Source organism: Myxococcaceae bacterium JPH2, assembly GCA_016458225.1.
Taxonomy (GTDB): Bacteria; Myxococcota; Myxococcia; order Myxococcales; family Myxococcaceae; genus Citreicoccus.
Window position 1 is genome coordinate 62,437 of sequence record JAEMGR010000022.1, and the last position, 19,859, is coordinate 82,295.

Here is a 19,859-nt window from a genome sequence, read left to right on the forward strand (position 1 = left end):
CTGTTACAGTCGATTCTCGGAGGCGCGGGTGAGCTGGTCCTGCAGCAACTGAATGGCCTGATGTGCGCTGATCAGCCCACCTTCCATCCAGCCGCCATGCGGCGTGTAGGCATCTGAGCAGGCAATGACGCCATTGCGATGGAGGAGGGCGGCCGGCTGCTCGGCCTTGGATTCAAGACAGAACTCCACCCCATGTGGCCAGTACTTGTGAAAATGGTCCTTGAAGGGAGGTAGGGGTTTGCCTCCGAGGGGGAGCGCCTGCTCCAGGCAGGCGCGCACCCTGCTCAAATAGATGTCCTCACCTTGCTCCAGGCAGTTCCGCCAATAGTTCGCGTTCTCGCCGTCGGTGTAGAACTGTACGTACTTCTCGCCTTTGAAATATATCTTCCTGAGGGGATTGTTGACGATGAGGACCTTGTCGGTCACATGACAGTCCTTCCACCAGGCGCTGTTGAATGTCAGAAATCCCTTGAACAAGGGCAGGGAGCCATATCGGTGAGGGCTCCAGTGGGCGGGAAAGCCGACGTTGAGCTGTGTCATGGCGGAAGGTGGAATGGCCAGGATGAGGTGGCGCGCGCGATGGAGTCGCGTGGTGCCCTGATGCCTGAAGGCGAGAGCGTGGCCGTCTCCCGTTCGCGAAACGGAGAGCAATCGGTGTCCCATCCGAAACTCGACCCGGCCCGCATGTGCCTCGAGCTGAAGACGCGTCAGCAGTTGGCCGTAGCCATCCGTTGCATATCGCCATTGATTGAAGGCATCGCCAATCAGCCCCTGGGTTTCCGGATGCATCCTGATGATGCTGAAGGCCATGGACGCGGAGACCATTGGCAGGAGGAGGGCGTCATACCCCATGGCCTTGATGATTCTCTTCGCCTCGGCCTCTCCCTGATAGTGGCTGACGAAATCCAGGAAGGAGTCATGGGGGTGGTCTCCCACCATGGAGAGCAACCCGAGGAGGGTGGTTCTCAGTCTTCTTTGCGTGTTGTCTTGATAGAGGGCCTGGGTGAATGGGTAGGTCTCATGCGGATGTTGAAAGGAGTGCATGAGCGCCTGGATGCGTGGATGGAGCTGTGGCGAGTAGCGAGCCGCGCCCAGTTCGGTGATTTCCCCGCTATCGAGTCTCTTTGACAGGATGCGGCCCCCCACGTGGGCATTCAAATCAAACACTCGGATGCGGAGAGTGTTGCTGGGTGGGGTATTTGCGAGTTGGGTTGCGCAGGTCAATCCTCCGATTCCGGCGCCAACAATGCAGATATCCGAATGAGGCATCGCAAATTCCTGAACAGAAGAGGGCCCGCTGGGGTGGACCTTCTTCGTTCTGCGCGGATCCCCGCTCGGCCCGTGGAGGCCCGCTGACGAGGATTTGAATGAAGGCGTGTCGTGTGTGCCAGATGTTGAACGCCACGGCGTTGGCGGGCTCACGCCGCTTGCTTCATGAAGGAGTCGGCTGATGTCTCAGGAGACGCCCGCGGCTTTGCCGCGCCGGCGGCTCTGCGTCGATAGGTGCAGCCTCATCTGAGGCCTCTTTCGCTCAGGGACAGGGTTCAGATGCCCACGGGAATGTTTCGCCACAGGCGAAGCACGTGGAACCCTGTCAAAAGAGACCCCGACGTGGCATCGGGCCAGCGTCGCACCGAGATGCTCTCGTCTCCACAGGAGTCGCTGCGAACTGTCAGAAGGTGTCCAGGCCCCAGCGCATTCCGCGGACCGCGGCGGCCGAACGGGAGCTGACGCGGGGGCAGTGCACCGGCGCCTCTCGTGATTCGGGCGGGGCCGGTATGCCCCGCCCGTCACCGAGTCGCCAGGTGCGGACGCCCACCGCCTGCATCAAGTCTCGAATCCCAGCCCGTGCGCCGGTCTGGGCTTTGTATCGCTGCTGGACACGCGTGGAACGGGCGAGGACCTCAATGTCCTGCGTGCTCGTGGCCACTGCCGTGCGCGTGCGGCGCCGCGGCGGGCTCGGACTCCCCCGGGGTACCCGAGTCCGCCCCAGTGCCCTTGGCGGGGGGCTTGCCGAACTTCACCAGCTGCGCATGCACCTGGTCGTTGCTCATCTTCATGCCGTGCACGACGACGCGCTCGCCAGCCTTGAGGTCGGCGGCGGTTGCCGTCGCGCCGCTCTTCTCGTAGCGCGTGCTCGGGTCCGTCATCACCTCTTGCTGCTTCTTGTCGCTCGTCTCCAGCACGAGCGCGTTCTGCTTCACTTCCTTCACCGTGCCCATGACGTGGACTCCGTCCTTGCCGTGGGCGAGGCCCGCGGCCGGAGTCATCAGGGCGAGGGCCATCAGGGTGAAGCCCGTCAGGCGGGCCCGAATGGAGGGGGTTTTCATGGCATTGCGCTCCGTGTGTGCGTGAGGACTACGGTCCTTCGAGAAACTGGTCTTCGAGTCGCTGCTCCTGGCGCTCATGTTGCGACTGAGGCATGCCGGCCTCGATTTCGCCCAGCTCCTCGGGGCTGAGGCCGCGCAATCTGCGGATGAGCCCGACGAGGGCCCAGCTGTCGTGGTTGCCATTCCCGTCGTGGGGTTGGCCCCAGGCCGGCATGCCCGTCAGCCGGACGCCGTTCTGGATGATCCAATACAGCTCGCCGTCGCTCAGCGCCTGCGTCATCGTGTCGCGCATGTCCGGCGCGCGTGGGTAGAGCCCCTGTCCAATGGGGGTCTGTCCACTGCCATTCGCCGCATGGCAGATGGCGCAGTGGTCTCCCCAATGCGCGCGAGCCTCGGAGCGCGCCTGCGCAGAGAGGGGCTCCAGCGGGTTCTTCAGCGCCCGTCCTTCCTCGGGGATGCTGAAGCCCCGCGCCGCGCGGGCCACCGTCGCTTCGAGCGCGGAGGGCTCCGCTCGGGCCGAGAAGCCACGGCGCACCAGGGCCATCCCATACACCCCGCCCCCCAAGCCCAGGACGAGTGCCAGGGCTCCCAGGACAGCGAGGCCGCCCATCACATTCCGGCGCAAGCTCACGATGGATACTCCTCTTCGGTTCGATGACGCGGCAGATGCTTCGCGCTGCGCTGCCTCTCAAGGACTCAGCAGGGCATCCCCAGGCGCGCTCACCCCGATGGGCACGAGCGAGTCGCCCGGATGCGCCTGGGGCGCCTCGGGAGTGGCCGGGCCCGGCACGACCTCATGGCGCTTCCACAGGAAGTAGACCGCCGGGTAGACGAGCAGCTCCAGCAGGAAGCTGGTCAGCAGTCCTCCGAGCATCGGCGCCGCGATGCGCTTCATCACGTCCGCGCCCGTGCCGGTGGACCACATGATGGGGAGCAGGCCGAGCATCGCCGCGAGGACGGTCATCGCCTTGGGGCGCACGCGCTTCACGGCCCCGTGGATGATGGCCTCCACCAGGTCTCCCTCGGTGCGCAGCCTCCCGCGCTGCTTCGCCTCGTCATGAGAGAGGTCGAGGAAGAGCAACATGAAGGCGCCCGTCTCCGCGTCCAGGCCCATGAGCGCAATCATGCCCACCCACACCGCGATGGAGACGTTGTAGTCGAGCGCCCAGAGGAGCCACACCGCGCCGATGGCGGAGAAGGGCACCGCGAGCATCACGAGGCCCGCTTTGAAGGCCGACTTCGTGTTCATGTACAGGAGCCCGAAGATGAGCACGAGCGTGAGCGGGATGACGACCTGGAGCCGCTCTCGGACGCGCAGCATGTTCTCGTACTGCCCGCTCCACGCCATGGAGTAGCCCGTGGGCACCTGCACGCTCGCGGCCACCGCCACCTTGGCGCGCTCCACGAAGCCGCCCACGTCGTACTTCGACGTGTCGAAGTCCACGTAGACGTAGCCCGTGAGCATGCCGTTCTCGTTGCGAATCATGGACGGGCCATGGGCGAGCACCACGTCCGCGATGGCCTCCATGGGGATCTGGCCTTGTCCACCGGGCAGTGGCAGCAGCACGCGCTTCAGGGCCTGGAGGTCCTCGCGGTAGTCGCGGGCGTAGCGCACGTTGATGCCGTAGCGCTCACGGCCCTCCACGGTGGTGGACTGGTTGTCGCCGCCCACCGCCGTCATCACCATCATGTTCGCGTCGTCCACGCTCAGGCCGTAGCGGGCCAGTTCGTCGCGCTTGAGGACGAAGTCGAGGAAGTAGCCGCCCGCGACGCGCTCGGCGAACGCGCTGCGGGTGCCCTCCACCTTGGACACCGCGGCTTCCGTCTCGCGGGCAAACCGCTCCACGGTGGTGAGGTCGGCGCCCATGATCTTGATGCCCACGGGCGTGCGGATGCCGGTGCTCAGCATGTCCAGCCGGCCCTTGATGGGCATGGTCCACGCGTTGGAGATGCCCGGCAGTTGGAGCGCGGCGTTCATCTCCGACTCGAGCTGCGCCTGGGTGATGCGGTCCCTCCAGAAGGGGCGCAGCAGTCCCTTCATCCAGGAGGGCGCCCAGCCGCTGTACCAACGGGGGACCTCGCGCCACTCGGACTCCGGGCGCAGCAGCACCGTGGTCTCCATCATGGTGAACGGCGCGGGGTCCGTGGACGTGTTGGCGCGGCCCGCCTTGCCGAAGACGCGCTCCACCTCGGGGAACTTCATCAGCAGCTTGTCCTGGACCTGCAGCACCCGCTGCGCCTCGGTGACGGACATGCCGGGCTCCACCGCCGAGGGCATGTAGAGCAGGGTGCCCTCGTTGAGCGGGGGCATGAACTCGCTGCCCAGGTGCAGGTACACGGGGACAGTGGTCGCCACCAACAGCGCGCTGACCGCGAGCGTGGCCTTGGCGTGGCGCACCACGAAGCGGCAAGGCCTGTCATAGAGCCGGTGCATCAGCCGGCTGATGGGGTGCCGCTCCTCCGAGTAGTACTTGCCCACCAGCGCCTGCGTGGCGGCCCACGCGAGGAACTTCGGACGGAAGCGGTAGGGCTCCACGCGGGCGAAGAGCATCCGCATGGCGGGGTCGAGCGTAATCGCCAGCAGCGCGGCGATGGCCATGGCCAGGTTCTTCGAATACGCCAGCGGGCGGAAGAGCCGGCCCTCCTGGTCCACCAGCGTGAAGATGGGCATGAAGGCCACGGCGATGACGAGCAGGCTGAAGAAGACGCCCGGCCCCACTTCCAGCAGCGCTTCCAGACGCACCTGATGGAAGTCGCCCGTCTTCCCGTCCTTCATCCAGTGGTGGATTTTGTTGTACGCGTTCTCCACCTCGACGATGGCGCCGTCCACGAGCACGCCGATGGAGATGGCGATGCCGGCCAGCGACATGAGGTTGGCGTTCAGCCCCATCAGGTACATGGGGATGAAGGCCAGGGCCACCGACACCGGGATGGTGACGATGGGCACGATGGCGGACGGGATGTGCCACAGGAAGATGAGGATGATGAGGGAGACGATGAGGATCTCCTCCACCAGCTTGAAGGACACCGTGTCCACGGCGCGCTCGATGAGGTCCGAGCGGTCGTAGGTGGTGATGACCTCCACGCCCTCCGGCAGAGAGGGCTTGAGTTCGGCGAGCCTGGCTTCGACGCGCTCGATGACGTTGAGGGCGTTCTCTCCCTGGCGCATCACCACGATGCCGCCCACCGCGTCTCCCTCGCCGTCCAGGTCGGCCACGCCTCGGCGCAGCTCGGGGCCCAGCGTCACGCTGGCCACGTCCTTGATGGAGACCGTGGTGCCGCCCGAGGACTTGAGGACGAGCCGCTCGAGGTCCTCGACCTTCTTCACATAGCCACGACCGCGAACCATGTACTCGCGTCCGGCCAGCTCCACGAGCCGCCCGCCCACGTCGTTGTTGCCTTGGCGGACCGCGCGCACCACCGCGTCCAATGACAGTCCATAGCTGGCGAGCGCGTTGGGATTGACCATCACCTGGTACTGGCGCACCTGCCCGCCCACGGTGGCCACTTCCGAGACTCCGGGCACGCTCTGGAGTTGGTAGCGCAGGAACCAGTCTTGATAGGAGCGCAGCTCGTCCAGCCGGTGCTTGCCGCTCTTGTCCACGAGCGCGTACTGGAACACCCAGCCCACGCTGCTGGCGTCCGGGCCCAGCTCCACCTTCACGTCCGAGGGAAGCTGCGGCGTTATCTTCGACAGGTATTCGAGCACCCGCGTGCGGGCCCAATACATGTCCGTGCCGTCCTCGAAGATGACGTACACGTAGCTGAAGCCGAAGTCGCTGAAGCCACGCACCGCCTTCACCTTGGGCGCGCCCAAGAGCGCGGTGGTGATGGGGTAGGTGACCTGGTCCTCGATGATGTCGGGACTGCGGTCCCACCGGCCGTAGACGATGACCTGCGTGTCGGACAGGTCCGGCAGCGCGTCGAGCGGCATGTTCCGCATCGTCCACCACGCGCCGAAGAGCGCCACCACGGTGGCCGCGATGACCAGGTACTTGTTCTCCGCGGAGAAGCGGATGATGGCTCGAATCATGGCTCAGAGGTCTCCGTGGCTGGAGGCCGTGTGGGGCGCGCTCGCTGGCGGGGGCGAGGGCGGAGGCGTCGCCGCGGTGTTCGCGGCAGAGGCCGCCAGCGCGGTCAAGGACGCACGCAGGCGCGACTCGGAGTCGATGAGGAAGTTGGCGCCGGTGACGACCGAGTCACCCGCCTTCAATCCCGAGGTGACCTCGATGTTCGTGCCATCCGACTCACCCAGTCGGACCTCGCGCGGCTGGAAGCGCCCGTCGCCGAGCGCCACGAAGACGACCTGGGTGGTGCCCGTGGGGACCACCGCGTCCGAGGGAATCTTCAGCGCCTCGCGCGGGGTGCCTCGGAGCACCACCTCGCCGAACATCTCGGGGCGCAGGTCGCCGTCGGGGTTGGGGAACTCCAGACGGACCTTGACCGTGCGCGTGGCCGGGTCGAGCACCGGCGCCAGGAAGGCCACCTTCCCCGCGAACACCCGGTTGGGGAAGGCCTTGAGCTGCAGCGTGGCGGGCATGCCCACCTTCACGTGGCGCAGCTCATTCTCATACACATCCGCGAGCACCCAGACGCGCGACAGGTCGACAATCTCATAGGGTGTGGCACCCAGCTCCAGCCTCGCGCCCTCCACGATGTCCTTCCGCGTGATGACTCCGGAGATGGGCGACACGAGGGTGAGCGTGCGAGTGGATTCTCCCGACTTCGCGAGCCGCTCCAGCGCGGCCTGGGGCACATCCCAGAGCTGGAGCTTGCGCCGCGCCGCGCTCACCAGTGCTTCGCCGTCCGTCGCCATGCCGCCGGCCTGGCTCAAGGCCTCGCGGGTGCGCAGCGCCAGGAGGTACTCCTCTTGGGCCGCGAGCAGCTCCGGGCTGTACACGGAGAAGAGGGGCTCGCCCTGGCGCACGGCCTTGCCCGTGAAGTCCGCATACACGCGCTCGACGAAGGCGGGCACCTTCATGTTGACGCGGCGCACGCGCGTCTCGTCCTGGGCCACGCGGCCATTGGTCCGCCACGTTCCTCCCACCCTGCCCTCGGTCACCGGGGCGGTGCGCAAGCCGATGAGCTGCTGGCGCGAAGGGTCGATGGTGACGGAGGAGAGGCCGTCCACGGTGGATCCACCCGAGTCGCCCGGCGAAGTGGGTGTGGGCGTCATCGCCACCAGGTCCATGCCGCAGATGGGGCACTTGCCCGGATGCTCTTGCACGATGCTCGGGTGCATCGCGCACGTGTATTGGGGGGCCGCTGGCTTGGCGTCGTTCGTAGGGACGGTGGAGGTGGAGGCCGTCGCGTGGGCGTCGTGCGCCGCATCCCCATGGGACAGCAGGTGCGCGGCGCCACCGCCGAGGACCGCGCTGACCAGCGCCGTCGAGGCGAGCGCGACCGCTCCGAAGCGGCGGCGGGAGGAGGCCGGAGAGGGAGGTGTGGGAGTCACGGGAGACATTCGGACCTCGGAGCTACATTCCGGACATGGAAGAAGAGGAGGACGGCGCGGCACCGGGGGCACCGCTCGACGCCGCGGCGCCGCCAGCAGCGGCCGCCGGAGCACTGCCCGCGCCGGGCATCCCGCCTGACCCCACCGCGCCTGCGGCGATGGAGGCGACGGGCTCCAGGCTCACTTCGGTCTGGGCGATGGCGATGCGCTGGGCTTCGATGAGCGTGCGCAGGAAGTCTTCTTCGTCGCGGAGGATGCCGCTGTTGGCCTCCAACACCGACGCGAAGGAGGCACGCCCGACGCGGTACTGCGTCAGGGTGCTCTCGGCGGTCGCGGCCGACTGCATCAAGAGTCCATTCCGGTAGAGCGTCACCGTCTCGCGCAGTGCGGTCATCGCGGTGTGGCGCTCCCGCACCCGAAGCCGAAGCACCTGCTCCACGGTCTCCGTCGCACGGGTGGTGGCCTCTGCCTGGGCGCGGCTCTCCGCCACCGCGCGGTTCTGTTTGCTTCCGGCGAAGACGGGCAGGGTGATGCCGACATTGGCCTGCCACATCGGAGGGAAGTCTCCGCCGCGAGGCATGACGCCGGCGCTCACCGTGAAGTCGGGCAGCTTCTCCCGTCGCGCCAGCGCCACCTGCTTCTGTGCCTGCGCAATCGACGTGCGCCCGCCCGCCAGCTCGGGGCTGCGCGCCAGCGCGTCCTTCTCCGCGGAGGTGACGTCGCCCAGCTCCGGGACGCCGAGGTCTCGCACGCGCGTGGTGGTGGGCAGGGCGTCCTCGAGGGGCCGGCCGCTCAACCGATTCAAGGTCTCCACGCGGGTGCGCTCTTCGGCCGTCAAGGCCACGCGGCGCTGACGGATCCGATTGAGTTCGAGCTGCGCGCGAAGGAGGTCGGACTGCGCGCCGTCACCCGTTTCATACCGGATGCGGGCCAGGTCGGCGGATTGCTTCCAGAGCGCGTCGAGTCGGTCCAGCAGCCCGAGCCGCTCGCGCGTCATCAGCAGGTCCAGGTAGGTCCGGCGCACTTCGGCTTCGATGGTGAGCCGCGTGCGCGAGACCTGCGCCGACACGACCGCGGCCCCGAGTCGTGCGACCTCGGTCCGCAGCGCGCGCTTGCCAGGGAAGGGCACGCCCTGAGAGGCCATGATGCTGTAGTAGCTGCCCTCCATCTTGCCAATCATCAGCTCGCCAAACCCGTCGTTCTGGATGCCCAACTGGAGCACCGGATCCGGCAGCGCTCCCGCCTGGGGAATGCGCTCCTGGGCTGCTTGGGCTTGGGCCTCGACCTGTCGCAGCTCCGGGCGCGCTTCGAGCGCCTCCGTGAGGAGTTGCGCGAGCGTCGCGTCCGTCGACACCGTGGGCACCGCAATCGTCTGCGTGGCCGGCGTGCCTGCGTGGTCCTGGGCCAGCGCCGCCATCGGCGAGAGCAGCGCCAGCAGGAGGGCCACGCGCCTCATGGCGTCGGGTCTCCGCGTAGGGAGGGGAACGGGCTGGAGCATGGGGGCACGTCAGAGAGGGATTGCGGAGCCTGGAGGGGAATCAGAGCGACAGAGCGCGTAGCGCGACGCCATCCCAACCGTGGCGAGGCCTCACGCGAGGCCCACGCCACCGTGCGGCGGAATCACTGGATGGTGACGAGCCCGCTGATGTGATCCATCGCGCAGGCGTAGCGCAGCGTGCCCGACTCGCTCGGGGTGAACTCCACCGTCACCGGTGTGTCCAAGGGGAGCGGCTGGTTGATGCCCAGGTCGGCCACGACAATCTCCGTGGCGCACGTCTTGTCTGTCTTGCGCGTGACGACGAGGCGCACCGGCTGCCCCGCCTTCACCTTCACGTTCGCGGGCTCGAAGCCCTTGGGCGTCACCGTGAGTTCCACCGTGTGCACGCCGCTCTTGCTGGTGGGGGCCGAGGTGGCGGGCTTCTTGGTCGGGGCCGTGGTGCCATGCGCGGAATGCGCGCCGTGCTCGCCCTGGCTCGCGGGGGCGCTCGGCGCGGCGTGCTCCTCACAGGCGAGCGCGGGGGCCGCGACAATCAGGGGCAGGGCGGCCAGGACTCCCATCAGGTGTGTCTTCATCGGCGGGTGCTCCCAGGGTGGGGATGCCCTTGCGACGGCCGGCATCCAGTGCGTGCCGGTCGCTAGAGCACGCCGCGTGCCGAGGCCCGAACGTGCCTGTTCCCGCGAGGTTGCGGGAACGCGGCGCGTGCCAGGAGTGCCCGAACCGGTTTCGGTGTAACCGGCTCAATCACAGGCGGAACGTGTGGCGGCCTCGGCTCCAGGCGCCGCGCGAGGACTTCTCCTCGGGCCCCGAGGGGTGGGGCAGGCGGGAGCCCCGGGCCGCTCCTCGGGGTGCCGCTCCGAGGGCGCGCACGGACTCACTCACCACCGAGTCCGTGTACGCCAGCGCCTCGCCATCGAGGCCCTCGATGGCGAGGGGCCCCATGGGCTCTTCCTCGTCACGGGCATGCCCGCGAACGGCGGCCCGAACCCCGTGGATACAGACACCCTGATGCGCAACATCGTGTTGAGGAATCAGTTGCTCCTTGGGACGGTGAACGCGAGCCGGAGTGCCTACGAGCTGGCGCTCCGTGAACTCGGGCAGGCGATGTTCCTGTTCCCGCGGAGCGTGCGCACCCTCATCACGGATCGGGTCTCCATCCAGGAAGCGCCCGCGATCATCACGGGACACGGTGGCATCCAGCAGGTCATCGAGCTGGCGTCGGGGGGGACGACCTGCGTGAGCGCGCTGGGGTGGCACGGTTGCGTGTCCCCGCATCACATCCCAACTTCCAGCCATGTCCTCCCCCCTCGAGCACTACGGCCTCATCGGCGACCTGACGACCGTGGCATTGGTCTCCCGGAGCGGCTCCATCGACTGGATGTGCTTGCCGCGCATTGACTCCGGTGCCTGCTTCGCCAGGCTGCTCGGCACCAACGCACACGGCTACTGGAGCGTCCGGCCCGCGGTGGCGGTCCGGTCCGTCCGGCAACGCTACCGGCCGGAGACGCTGGTGCTGGAGACCGAGGTCACCTGTGATGGCGGCCGGGCGCGCATCATCGACTTCATGCCTCCGGGGGAGGTTGAGCACGACATCATCCGCATCATCGAGGGACTCGAAGGCGAGGTCCCGATGCATGCGGACCTTCGGGTGCGCTTCGCCTACGGCAAGCTGACGCCGTGGATCCGGTGCAACGGCCGCCGCGCCACCCTGACCTCGGGGCCGGACGCGCTCGTCTACCTCAGCCCCGTCCCGCTCGAACCGGACTGGGAGTCGGCTCGGCTGGAGGCGGACTTCGTCGTTCGCGCGGGCGAACGTCTTCCCTGCTCGCTGACGTACTTCGAGTCGCACAAGCCCGCGCCGGAGCACGAGGTGGATGCGGAGCGAGACCTGGCGCGGACCGAGCAGTTCTGGCGCGAATGGGCGAGCCGGTGTCGATACGCGGGCCCTCATCGCGACGCCGTGGTGCGCTCGCTCATCACCTTGAAGGCGCTCACCTTTGAGCCGACTGGTGGCATCGTCGCGGCACCGACCACGTCGCTCCCCGAAGAGCTCGGCGGCGTGCGGAACTGGGACTATCGCTACTGCTGGCTTCGCGATGCGTCGCTCACGCTCGAGGCGCTGATGCGCGGCGGGTACCTGGACGAGGCGAGGGCCTGGCGCGAATGGTTGCTGCGCGCCGTGGCGGGTGCTCCGGCCGAGGCGCAAATCATGTACGGCGTCGCGGGAGAGCACCGCCTCACCGAGGTCAAGCTGCCCTGGCTGCCTGGCTACGAGGAGTCCCAGCCGGTGCGCATCGGGAATGCCGCGTACGATCAATTCCAGCTCGACGTCTATGGCGAGACGCTGAATGCCATGTACGAGGCGCGCATCTACGGAGTGCCGGAGGAGGGCTCTCTCCCCTGGGACACGCTGAAGGTGGTGGTCGACTTCGTGGAGAAGAGCTGGCAGCGCCCCGACGAGGGCATCTGGGAGATTCGCAGCCAGAGCCATCTGCACTTCACGCACTCGAAGCTGATGGCGTGGGTGGCGGTGGACCGAGGCGTGCGGTTCGTCGAGCAGTTCGGCGCCAACGCGCCGGAGCCGGTGAAGAAGTGTCTGTATCGCTGGCGCGCGCTGCGTGAGGAGATCCGCGCCGACATCCTGGCGCGTGGCTACAGCGAGCGCGTGGGTGCCTTCACGCAGTCCTATGGCTCGGACGCGCTCGACGCGAGCGTGCTTTTGATTCCGCACATGGGCTTCCTGCCCGCGGATGACCCGCGGATGCTGGGCACCGTCGCCGCCATCGAGAAGGGCCTCACCCAGGATGGCTTCGTGGAGCGCTACTCGACCGGGACGGGCGTGGATGGTCTGGCAGGTGATGAGGCCACGTTCCTCATCTGCAGCTTCTGGCTCGTCGACAACTACATCATGGCGGGCCGCCTCGATGAGGCCGAGGCCTTGTTCCAGCGCCTCGTCGCCATCCGGAACGACCTTGGGCTGCTCGCCGAGGAATACCACCCCGGGCTGCGGCGCCAGTTGGGCAACTTCCCACAGGCGTTCTCGCATGTCGGGCTCATCAACAGCGCCGTGTTGCTCGAGGCCAAGCGGGCAGGTCGCGACGTGTCGTTCGCCGCGATGGCCGCTGCGAGCCTGCACTGAGATGTCTGGGTTGTAGGTCAGGCAGACATTCCACCGGGGCGGGATTAGAGTCCGGTGAATGCGCCACGCACCTGACCGCCTTCGCTCGTTCATCTCGTCCGCAGGCGCCGTGGGGTGGCTCCGCTTGGGGGTGTTGTGTTTGGGCATGGCCGCCTCCTCGGTGCACGCGGAGGAGCCCAAGTCCACGGGCGTGCAGCTCGAGCTTGAGCCCATCACCGCGGCGCCGCCGGGGACCGAGAGCACCTGGGCCACGGAGGTTCACCTGCACCTGGAGCCGTCCGCGGGTGGGTTTCTGGGCACGGAAGGGCCGGGCTCGCGGATGGGGTGGGGACTCGCGCTGAAGGCAGACTTCCCCCTGTTCACCACGCGAATGCTGATGGTGGGCAAGATGGTGATGTGGCTGCTGAGCCTGGGCGCCATCGGCTCGGACGCGTGGCTGGAGCACACCCCCGTGTCCATCCAGGTGGAGGTCTTCAGCCACCGGTTCTCGGATACCTCCTTGTTGAACAAGGGATGGGTCTGGGGCGGAGGGTTGGGCGCGCGTGCCCACTTGTACGAGAGCCCTCCCGGGGACAACCTCCTGCGGAACGTCTGGTGTGACCTCAATGCACAGCTCAGCTCTCGCGGCTTCGGACTGGACAGCGCCGTGGGCCTCCAGTTGTCGTTGGGCGAAGTGGTGTCGATGGGGCCGTTCATCAAGTTCGCGCGCGTGGGCGGCGTGAACGCGCTCTTCGGCGGCCTCTCGTTGGACCTGGGCGCGCCTGCTGTCCCCGCTGCCACTCCGACGAAGGAGTGACACTGCGGGAGGCCTCGTGCCCGCTCTGTCGGGCTGCACCGCATGCCTTCTCGGCGTTGATGCCTTGCGCCTCGCTCGAGGCTACGCTGGCGTTTCCTGGGCCGGATTGATGGCGGTGCAGTGTGCTTCAGCGAATGGCGTTGTTGCTGGTGGTGGTCGCGGCGTGCGGCGGGAAGCGAGTCCCCACGGGGCCGGGTTCTCCTCCGGATGTGCTCGATGACGGCTGGGCCGTGGCGTCCTTCGAGGACGCGGCCATCCCGCGTTCCTGGTTCGATGCGTTGGAGCACGATGTGTCGGAGGGCACGGTGGCGGAGCCGGACTCCGTGCTGGTCGCTCGGGACGGCAAGCTCCTCTACGAGCGCTACTGGAATGGCTTCAAACGGGAGGACGCGCACGACCTGCGGTCCGCCACCAAGAGCGTCACGTCCTTGCTGGTGGGCATGGCGCATGAGCGCGGCCTGCTCCCGGACCTGGACGCTCCCGTGCTGCCGCTCCTCGCTCACCTCGCCCCCATCCAGAACGTCGATGCGCGCAAGGAGCGCATCACCTTGAGGCACCTGCTCCAGATGCGCTCCGGCCTCTCCTGTGACGACTGGGATGCGAAGTCCCCCGGGAACGAGGAGAAGATGTACGACACCCGAGACTGGGTGCGCTTCATCGTCGACGTGCCCATGCGCGACGAGCCGGGCACCGTGACGCGCTACTGCACGGGCGGCGCGGTGTTGCTGGGCGCGGTCCTCGAACACGTCAGCGGTCGGTCCATCTCGGACCTCTCGCGCGAGTGGTTGTTCGAGCCGATGGCGGTTCAGGACTTCACCTGGCAGCCCGCGGGCCGAACGGGCACGGATACGGGGGGCCACCTGCGGCTGCGTCCACGCGACTTCCTCAAGCTGGGGCAAGTCGTCGTCGAGGGTGGAACCTGGCGAGGACAACGCCTCGTCTCCGAAGCCTGGGTGTCCGAGTCCACCAAGGCGCTCGGCCCGCTGGGCGACGCGAACCATGGCCTCCTGTGGTGGAGCACGCGCTTCGTCATCCAGGGCAGTCCCGTGGATGTGGCCTTCGCGCGAGGCAATGGCGGCCAGTACGTCCTGGTCGCGCCCTCGCTGAAGCTCACCGCGGCCTTCACCGCCAGCCATTACAACGACGCGGGCTCCGCGCTGCCGCTGGAGTTGTTCGGCCGGTATGTGCTGCCCGCGGCGCTGGGCTTCGAGCGGCCCGTCACCCATGACTGAGCCGCCATCCTTTCCTCGAGTTGTAAAATCTTGAAATACGAGAAGTGCGTGTGGCCGGGGAAATTCCTCGCGAGTCCAGTTTCTGCTGTATCGCCGGATTTCATCGGCGTCACTGGAAAGAGGAGTGCGCACATGGCTCGCAAGCTGTTGGCATCCCTGGCTGCGGTAGGGCTCATTGGATGTGGTGGCTCAAGTCCGTCGCCGGTTACCTCGTCGCGCGAGGTGGATCCCGCTCAGGAGGGCGCGACTGCCGTGACGCAGGCCCAGCAAAGCCTGCGGTCGCAGACGGACAGCACGGAAGAGCTGGTGGCGCGCTCGGTCATCGTCGATGACACCGGCTCGCAGCACGTGCGCTTCGACAAGCGTTACAAGGGCCTGCGCGTCCTGGGTGGAGACGTCGTGGCCCACCACGGCGCGGATGGGCTGCTGCGAGAAGTCTCCGGCAACGCACGGAGTCTCAAGGGGCTGGCGGTGAAGCCGCTGTTTGATGCTCCGGGCGCGGTCGTCCTCGCGGAGAAGGCCTTCACGGGCCAGCGAGTGGGCGCGGGCAGCGCCGAGCTTGTCGTGGATGCGCGAGAAGGCACGGGAGCACTCGCCTACGAGGCCGTCCTGGAAGGGTTCCAGGCGGATGGGACGCCCATCGAGCTGCACGTCCTGGTGGATGCGCAGACGGGAGCCCTTCGCGGGAGCTGGGACGCGGTCCACACGACCGCCGCGTCTGGGACTGGCAAGTCCCTCTACCTGGGCTCGGTGGGTATCAGCACCAACTCCGTGGCGAGCGGCTTCGAGATGCGCGACGTGACGCGCGGCAATGGCTTCTACACCCTCAACCTGAACAACAAGACGAACGGTGGCTCTGTCTTCACCGACGCTGACAATGTCTGGGGGAATGGCACCACGTCCGACGCCGCGTCGGCCGCGGTGGATGCCCACGTCGGCCAGCAGCTCACGTACGACTACTACTCCACGGTGCATGGCCGGAACGGCATCGATGGCGCGGGCAACACCGGCTACAGCCGGGTGCACTACAGCCGCCGCTACAACAATGCCTTCTGGTCCGACAGCTGCTTCTGCATGACGTACGGCGATGGGGATGGCAGCACCTTCACCCCGCTGACGGCACTCGACGTCGCGGGGCATGAGATGACGCACGGCGTGACGAGCCGCACCGCCAACCTCACCTACTCGGGTGAGTCCGGCGGCCTCAACGAGGCGACCAGCGACATCTTCGGCACGCTGGTGGAGTTCTACGCCAACAACCCGGCGGACCCGGGCGACTACCTCATTGGCGAGGAAATCTTCACCCCGTCCACCGCTGGGGACGCGCTGCGCTACATGTACAAGCCGTCGATTGACGGGCGCTCCGCGGATTGCTGGTCCAGCAGCGTGGGCTCGCTCGACGTGCACTACTCCAGCGGCGTGGCCAACCACTTCTTCTACCTGTTGGCGGAAGGCTCCAATGGGAACCCGGCGAGCCCCACCTGCAATGGCTCGACGGTGGCTGGCATTGGCCGGGATGCCGCGGGGAAGATCTGGTACCGCGCGCTCACCGTCTACATGACGTCGTCGACGAACTACGCGGGCGCTCGGGTCGCCACGCTCAAGGCGGCGACGGACCTCTATGGCGCGAGCAGCACCCAGTACAGCGCCGTGGCCGCGGCCTGGTCGGCAGTCAGCGTGAACTAGGCGCCTCGACACATTCAAGAGTGGACGACACGCCATCCCGGCTCACGCTGGGGTGGCGTGTTTGTCGTTCAATGCCCTGGCTCCGGAGCGTCGTGCGTCCTGCACGGGGGGCTCGCACGCGGTGCGGGCTACGCAGGTGCTCCCTCGGCTGGTGAAGGCGGGCCAGCAGGAGGAACTCGTCCAGGTGCTGCTCGCGCAGCACGCGGCCGGACGCAAGCTGACCGAGGCCTTCCTGGCCACCGCGGCCGAGCGTGACGCGCTCACGCAGTCGGCCCCGCGAGCCCAGGTCGCGCGGCAGCTCACCCGGTTCACCCGCATGTACCAGGCGCACGCCGCGCGCGAGGACACCGTGCTCTTTCCCGCCTTCCACTCCCTCTTCGCGGCGAAGCAGGTCGACGAACTCGGCGAGCGCTTCGAGGAAGAGGAGCATCGGCTCCTGGGGAGCCAGGGCTTCGAGCGCGCGCTCAGGGAGGTGGCTCGGCTCGAGCGAACCCTGGGGATTCATGACCTGTCCCAGTTCACTCCGCAGTGAGCGGTGCCCTCACGCCGGGGGGAGGTGCTTGTCGTGCGTGAAGGGCCTGCGCCGCCTCGAGTGATTGCGCGACGTGAATCGCGGCGAGGCGCCTGGATGGGCCTGGGCCGGGGCGCTCGCGGGAGGACTGCCTTTCGGCGGCCTTGTCGTTGGGCTGTCGCGTGGTGGGACGCGCCCTCTCGCGTGGAGGCCGTTCGCTCCATCCCCGAGGAAGAGCGCTGCCCACCGCAAGCCGCGTGTGCCTGGCGGACTGCGCCAGCGTCGCGCGCCATGCTTAACGCAAAGGCATGGATGGAACCGAGGAGGGGCGGGAGCGATACGCGGACTGCGGGGTGACGGCCGAGCAAGCCATTCGCGGCCTGCTCCTTGGACGGTACCTCCGCATTGCCTCGGGGGCCGCGGAGCCAGGGCCGCGGGTCCGAGTCAGCGTGGCGCACGGCGACGCGCTGCCGGATTCCCACGACGATGGCAGCCTCGGCGTCTCCGTGGCCATCGTCGGGCGCGCGGTGGGCGTGGCGCTTCACTTCTCTGCGGGCCCGCTGTCCGCGCCCCCGCCCCCGCCATGAGCCCGTTGCCCCCGAGTGGGCGTCCTTGCCCGCGAGCGATCGGTGGGCGGCGCGCGTCGGTTCTCTCGACGCGACGACACCAGAAGGCCGCGCGAGTCCACGCGGCGGTGCCAGGGGCCTGACATGCGGCTTCCCATTCCTCGTCAACGCCTGCCGACCTCCTGGGATGAGTCCCAAGGCCTTGCCTCTTGGGACGTCGTGGAGCGGCGCTCCCGTTACGGGCGCAATGACGTGCTGGTGCGCTCGCGCCACTCCTTCCTCCAGACGCTGCGCGAGGCGGCGACGGATCCGATGCTCTGGTTCCTGGTGGGAATGAGCGTGCTCTACCTCATCCTCGGTCGGCTCTCGGAGGGATGGGTCCTGCTCGGGGCCATCGTCCCGCTGCTCGGGATGGATGCCTTCCTGCATCACCGGACGCAGGCCTCCACGGAGGGACTGCAAAGCCGGTTGGCGGCACGGGCCTTCGTGCTGCGAGACGGGCAGGAAGTCGAGGTGCCCGCCGAGGAGGTGGTGGTGGGGGACCTCGTCCGCGTGGAGGCCGGCGCGTACTTCCCCGCGGACGGTCTGGTGGTTCGTGGCGAGGGCCTCCAGGCCGAGGAGTCCTCTCTGACCGGGGAGTCCCTGCCGGCGGGCAAGCGGCCCCTCCGACACCTGCCACCGGGCGATGAGCCGTCGGTGGATGGGCGGCACTGGGGGCTGGCGGGAACGCGCGTGCTGACCGGTACCGCGTGGGTGCGAGTCCTCTTCACGGGGGCCGAAACGCTCTACGGGAGCATCGTGCGCTCGGTGTCCCGAGGTGAGCAGGCCCGCACGCCGCTCCAGCACGCCGTGGCGCATCTGGTCGCGGTCTTGGTGGTGGTGGCCGCGGGACTGTGCGGGGTGCTCGCCTTCGTTCGCTGGCGGCAAGGCTTTGGATGGACGGACGCGCTGCTGAGTGCCGCCACGCTGGGGGTGGCCGCGCTGCCCGAGGAGTTTCCCCTGGCGCTCACCTTCTTCCTGGGCGCGGGAGTCTACCGGCTGGCCCGCAGGCAGGCCCTGGTCCAGCGGGCTGTCTCGGTGGAGAACATCGGAAGAGTCACGTGCATCTGCTCGGACAAGACGGGCACCTTGACGGAGGGGCGCCTGAGCGTGGCCCACGTGCTTCCCGCTCCGGGCACCTCCAGGGATGTCCTGCTGCGCGCCGCGGCCCTGGCGTCGCGCGAAGAAGGGAGGGATCCGCTCGATGCCGCGCTGCTCGCCGAAGTCGAGCGCGCCGCGATCCCCGTCCCCAGGGGGCGGGCTGTCGCGACCTTCCCCTTCACCGAGGAGCGCCAGCGCGAGACGGCCGTGGTGAAAGAAGGGCAAGAGGAACTGCTCATCGTCGTGAAAGGGGCGCCCGAGCGAATCCTGGTCCAGTGTGTGCTCGAAACCGAAGTCCGCGAGGCATGGCGTCGGCGGGTGTCGGAGCTTGCCCACGAGGGCCGCAAGGTCATCGCGTGCGCGAGCCAGACCCTGGGCCTTGCGTCCTGGCGCGGCGGCGAGCCGGAGCAGGGATTCGACTTCCTGGGGCTTGTGGCCTGCGAGGACCCGGTGCGCGGCGGGGTGGAGGAGGCGGTTCGCGAATGCAGGGACGCGGGCCTGCGCACGGTGATGGTGACGGGAGACCATCCGGAGACGGCGTTGACGGTGGCGCGGCGCTTGGGGCTTGGCGGCGAGCGGCCCGTCGTCCTCACGGGCGACGAGTTGGAGGCCCGACTGCACGACTCGAGCGCGCCGCTGGCGGTGGATGTCGTGGCCCGCGCGCTACCGATTCAGAAGTATGCGCTGGTGCGGGCCTTGCGCCGGGATGGCGAGGTGGTCGCGGCCACGGGAGATGGGGTGAATGACATCCCGGCGCTCCAGGCCGCGGACGTGGGCATCGCCATGGGAGAGCGGGGGACACGCGGCGCGCGGGAGGCGGCCTGCATTGTCTTGCTCGATGACGACTTCGGCACGCTGGTGCGAGCCATTGCGGAGGGTCGGCAGCTCTTCCTCAATCTCCAGCGCTGCTTCATGTATTTGCTGCTCATCCACATCCCGCTCGTCTTCACCGCGGCGCTGCTTCCCCTGGCGGGGTATCCTTTGCTGTATCTGCCCATCCACATCGTGTGGTTGGAGCTCATCATCCACCCCACGGCGATGCTGGCCTTCCAGCAGGCGGCGCATCCGGGGCGGCTGGGGCCCCCGCGTGTTCAAGGCGGCGCGCGTGTCTTCTCCGCGGGAATCTGGGCCCTCATCACGTGTGTGGGCGGGCTGGTGTCGGTGGGGCTGGTCTGGGGATATGTCCAGAGCCTGGGCGACGGTCGCGATGTGGCCCATGGACGCGCGGTGGCGCTCGCGACCCTCACGCTCGCGAGCGCCTGCTTCGCGGCGGTCCTTACCGGGTGGCGTACCCGCTCCGCCCGGTGGATTTGCGGCCTGTCCCTGGGGATATCCGTCCTGCTCATTCAACTGCGCCCCCTGGCCACCGTGTTGGGGCTGCACCCGCTGCATGGGGATGATTGGGCGCGTGTGCTTCTTGTCGTGATGGTTGCCCTGGTGCCGCTGCTCCTTGCTCGGCGTCGTGTGGCCCTCATCGGTCATGCCTGAGGGCACCGCCTCCGCCGT

The 19,859-nt window shown here is 68.0% G+C and carries 14 protein-coding genes and 1 pseudogene; 8 read left to right on the forward strand and 7 right to left on the reverse strand.

What is annotated here, in order from left to right:
* Window positions 1-3: 3 nt before the first annotated feature.
* The 7 genes and pseudogenes from JGU66_27515 to JGU66_27545 form a co-directional block, all read right to left on the reverse strand.
* A complete protein-coding gene (locus JGU66_27515; protein MBJ6764536.1) occupies window positions 4-1,269 on the reverse strand; it encodes an FAD-dependent oxidoreductase in 1,266 nt (421 codons plus the stop codon).
* 635 nt (window positions 1,270-1,904) lie between these two features.
* On the reverse strand, window positions 1,905-2,330 hold the full coding sequence (locus tag JGU66_27520; GenBank protein MBJ6764537.1) for a hypothetical protein: 426 nt from the start codon (window positions 2,328-2,330) through the stop codon (window positions 1,905-1,907).
* Window positions 2,331-2,358: 28 nt separating this feature from the next.
* Window positions 2,359-2,961 (reverse strand): c-type cytochrome, encoded by a 603-nt coding sequence (locus tag JGU66_27525; GenBank protein MBJ6764538.1) that lies wholly within the window; start codon window positions 2,959-2,961, stop codon window positions 2,359-2,361.
* A gap of 138 nt (window positions 2,962-3,099) precedes the next feature.
* Window positions 3,100-6,363, reverse strand: a pseudogene (locus JGU66_27530) (efflux RND transporter permease subunit).
* Between the two features lie 3 nt (window positions 6,364-6,366).
* On the reverse strand, window positions 6,367-7,794 hold the full coding sequence (locus JGU66_27535; GenBank protein MBJ6764539.1) for an efflux RND transporter periplasmic adaptor subunit: 1,428 nt from the start codon (window positions 7,792-7,794) through the stop codon (window positions 6,367-6,369).
* A gap of 13 nt (window positions 7,795-7,807) precedes the next feature.
* Window positions 7,808-9,241, reverse strand: a complete 1,434-nt coding sequence (locus JGU66_27540; GenBank protein MBJ6764540.1) for a TolC family protein — start codon at window positions 9,239-9,241, stop codon at window positions 7,808-7,810.
* A gap of 164 nt (window positions 9,242-9,405) precedes the next feature.
* Complete coding sequence (locus JGU66_27545) at window positions 9,406-9,858, reverse strand: cupredoxin domain-containing protein (protein ID MBJ6764541.1); 453 nt, start codon at window positions 9,856-9,858, stop codon at window positions 9,406-9,408.
* Between the two features lie 184 nt (window positions 9,859-10,042).
* Here JGU66_27545 and JGU66_27550 point away from each other — a divergent pair, with 184 nt between their 5' ends.
* From JGU66_27550 to JGU66_27585, 8 genes are all read left to right on the forward strand, one after another.
* Window positions 10,043-10,681, forward strand: a complete 639-nt coding sequence (locus tag JGU66_27550; protein ID MBJ6764542.1) for a hypothetical protein — start codon at window positions 10,043-10,045, stop codon at window positions 10,679-10,681.
* A complete protein-coding gene (locus JGU66_27555; protein MBJ6764543.1) occupies window positions 10,578-12,422 on the forward strand; it encodes a glycoside hydrolase family 15 protein in 1,845 nt (614 codons plus the stop codon). Before JGU66_27550 ends, JGU66_27555 begins: the two co-directional genes overlap by 104 nt.
* Before the next feature lie 145 nt (window positions 12,423-12,567).
* Entirely contained in the window at window positions 12,568-13,218 is a 651-nt protein-coding gene (locus JGU66_27560) for a hypothetical protein (GenBank protein ID MBJ6764544.1), read from the forward strand.
* Window positions 13,219-13,352: 134 nt separating this feature from the next.
* Window positions 13,353-14,450: a serine hydrolase gene (locus JGU66_27565; protein MBJ6764545.1), complete on the forward strand. Its 1,098-nt coding sequence runs from the start codon at window positions 13,353-13,355 to the stop codon at window positions 14,448-14,450.
* Between the two features lie 132 nt (window positions 14,451-14,582).
* Window positions 14,583-16,136, forward strand: coding sequence for a M4 family metallopeptidase (locus tag JGU66_27570; GenBank protein ID MBJ6764546.1), 1,554 nt, complete (start codon window positions 14,583-14,585; stop codon window positions 16,134-16,136).
* Window positions 16,137-16,197: 61 nt separating this feature from the next.
* A complete protein-coding gene (locus tag JGU66_27575) occupies window positions 16,198-16,668 on the forward strand; it encodes a hemerythrin domain-containing protein (protein ID MBJ6764547.1) in 471 nt (156 codons plus the stop codon).
* A gap of 287 nt (window positions 16,669-16,955) precedes the next feature.
* Window positions 16,956-17,234 carry a hypothetical protein gene (locus JGU66_27580; GenBank protein ID MBJ6764548.1) on the forward strand — a complete coding sequence of 93 codons (279 nt, stop codon included), beginning with the start codon at window positions 16,956-16,958 and terminating at the stop codon, window positions 17,232-17,234.
* A gap of 123 nt (window positions 17,235-17,357) precedes the next feature.
* The gene (locus JGU66_27585) at window positions 17,358-19,841 is read left to right on the forward strand and encodes a cation-transporting P-type ATPase (GenBank protein MBJ6764549.1); all 2,484 of its coding nucleotides are present in this window, start codon (window positions 17,358-17,360) and stop codon (window positions 19,839-19,841) included.
* Window positions 19,842-19,859 lie beyond the last annotated feature (18 nt).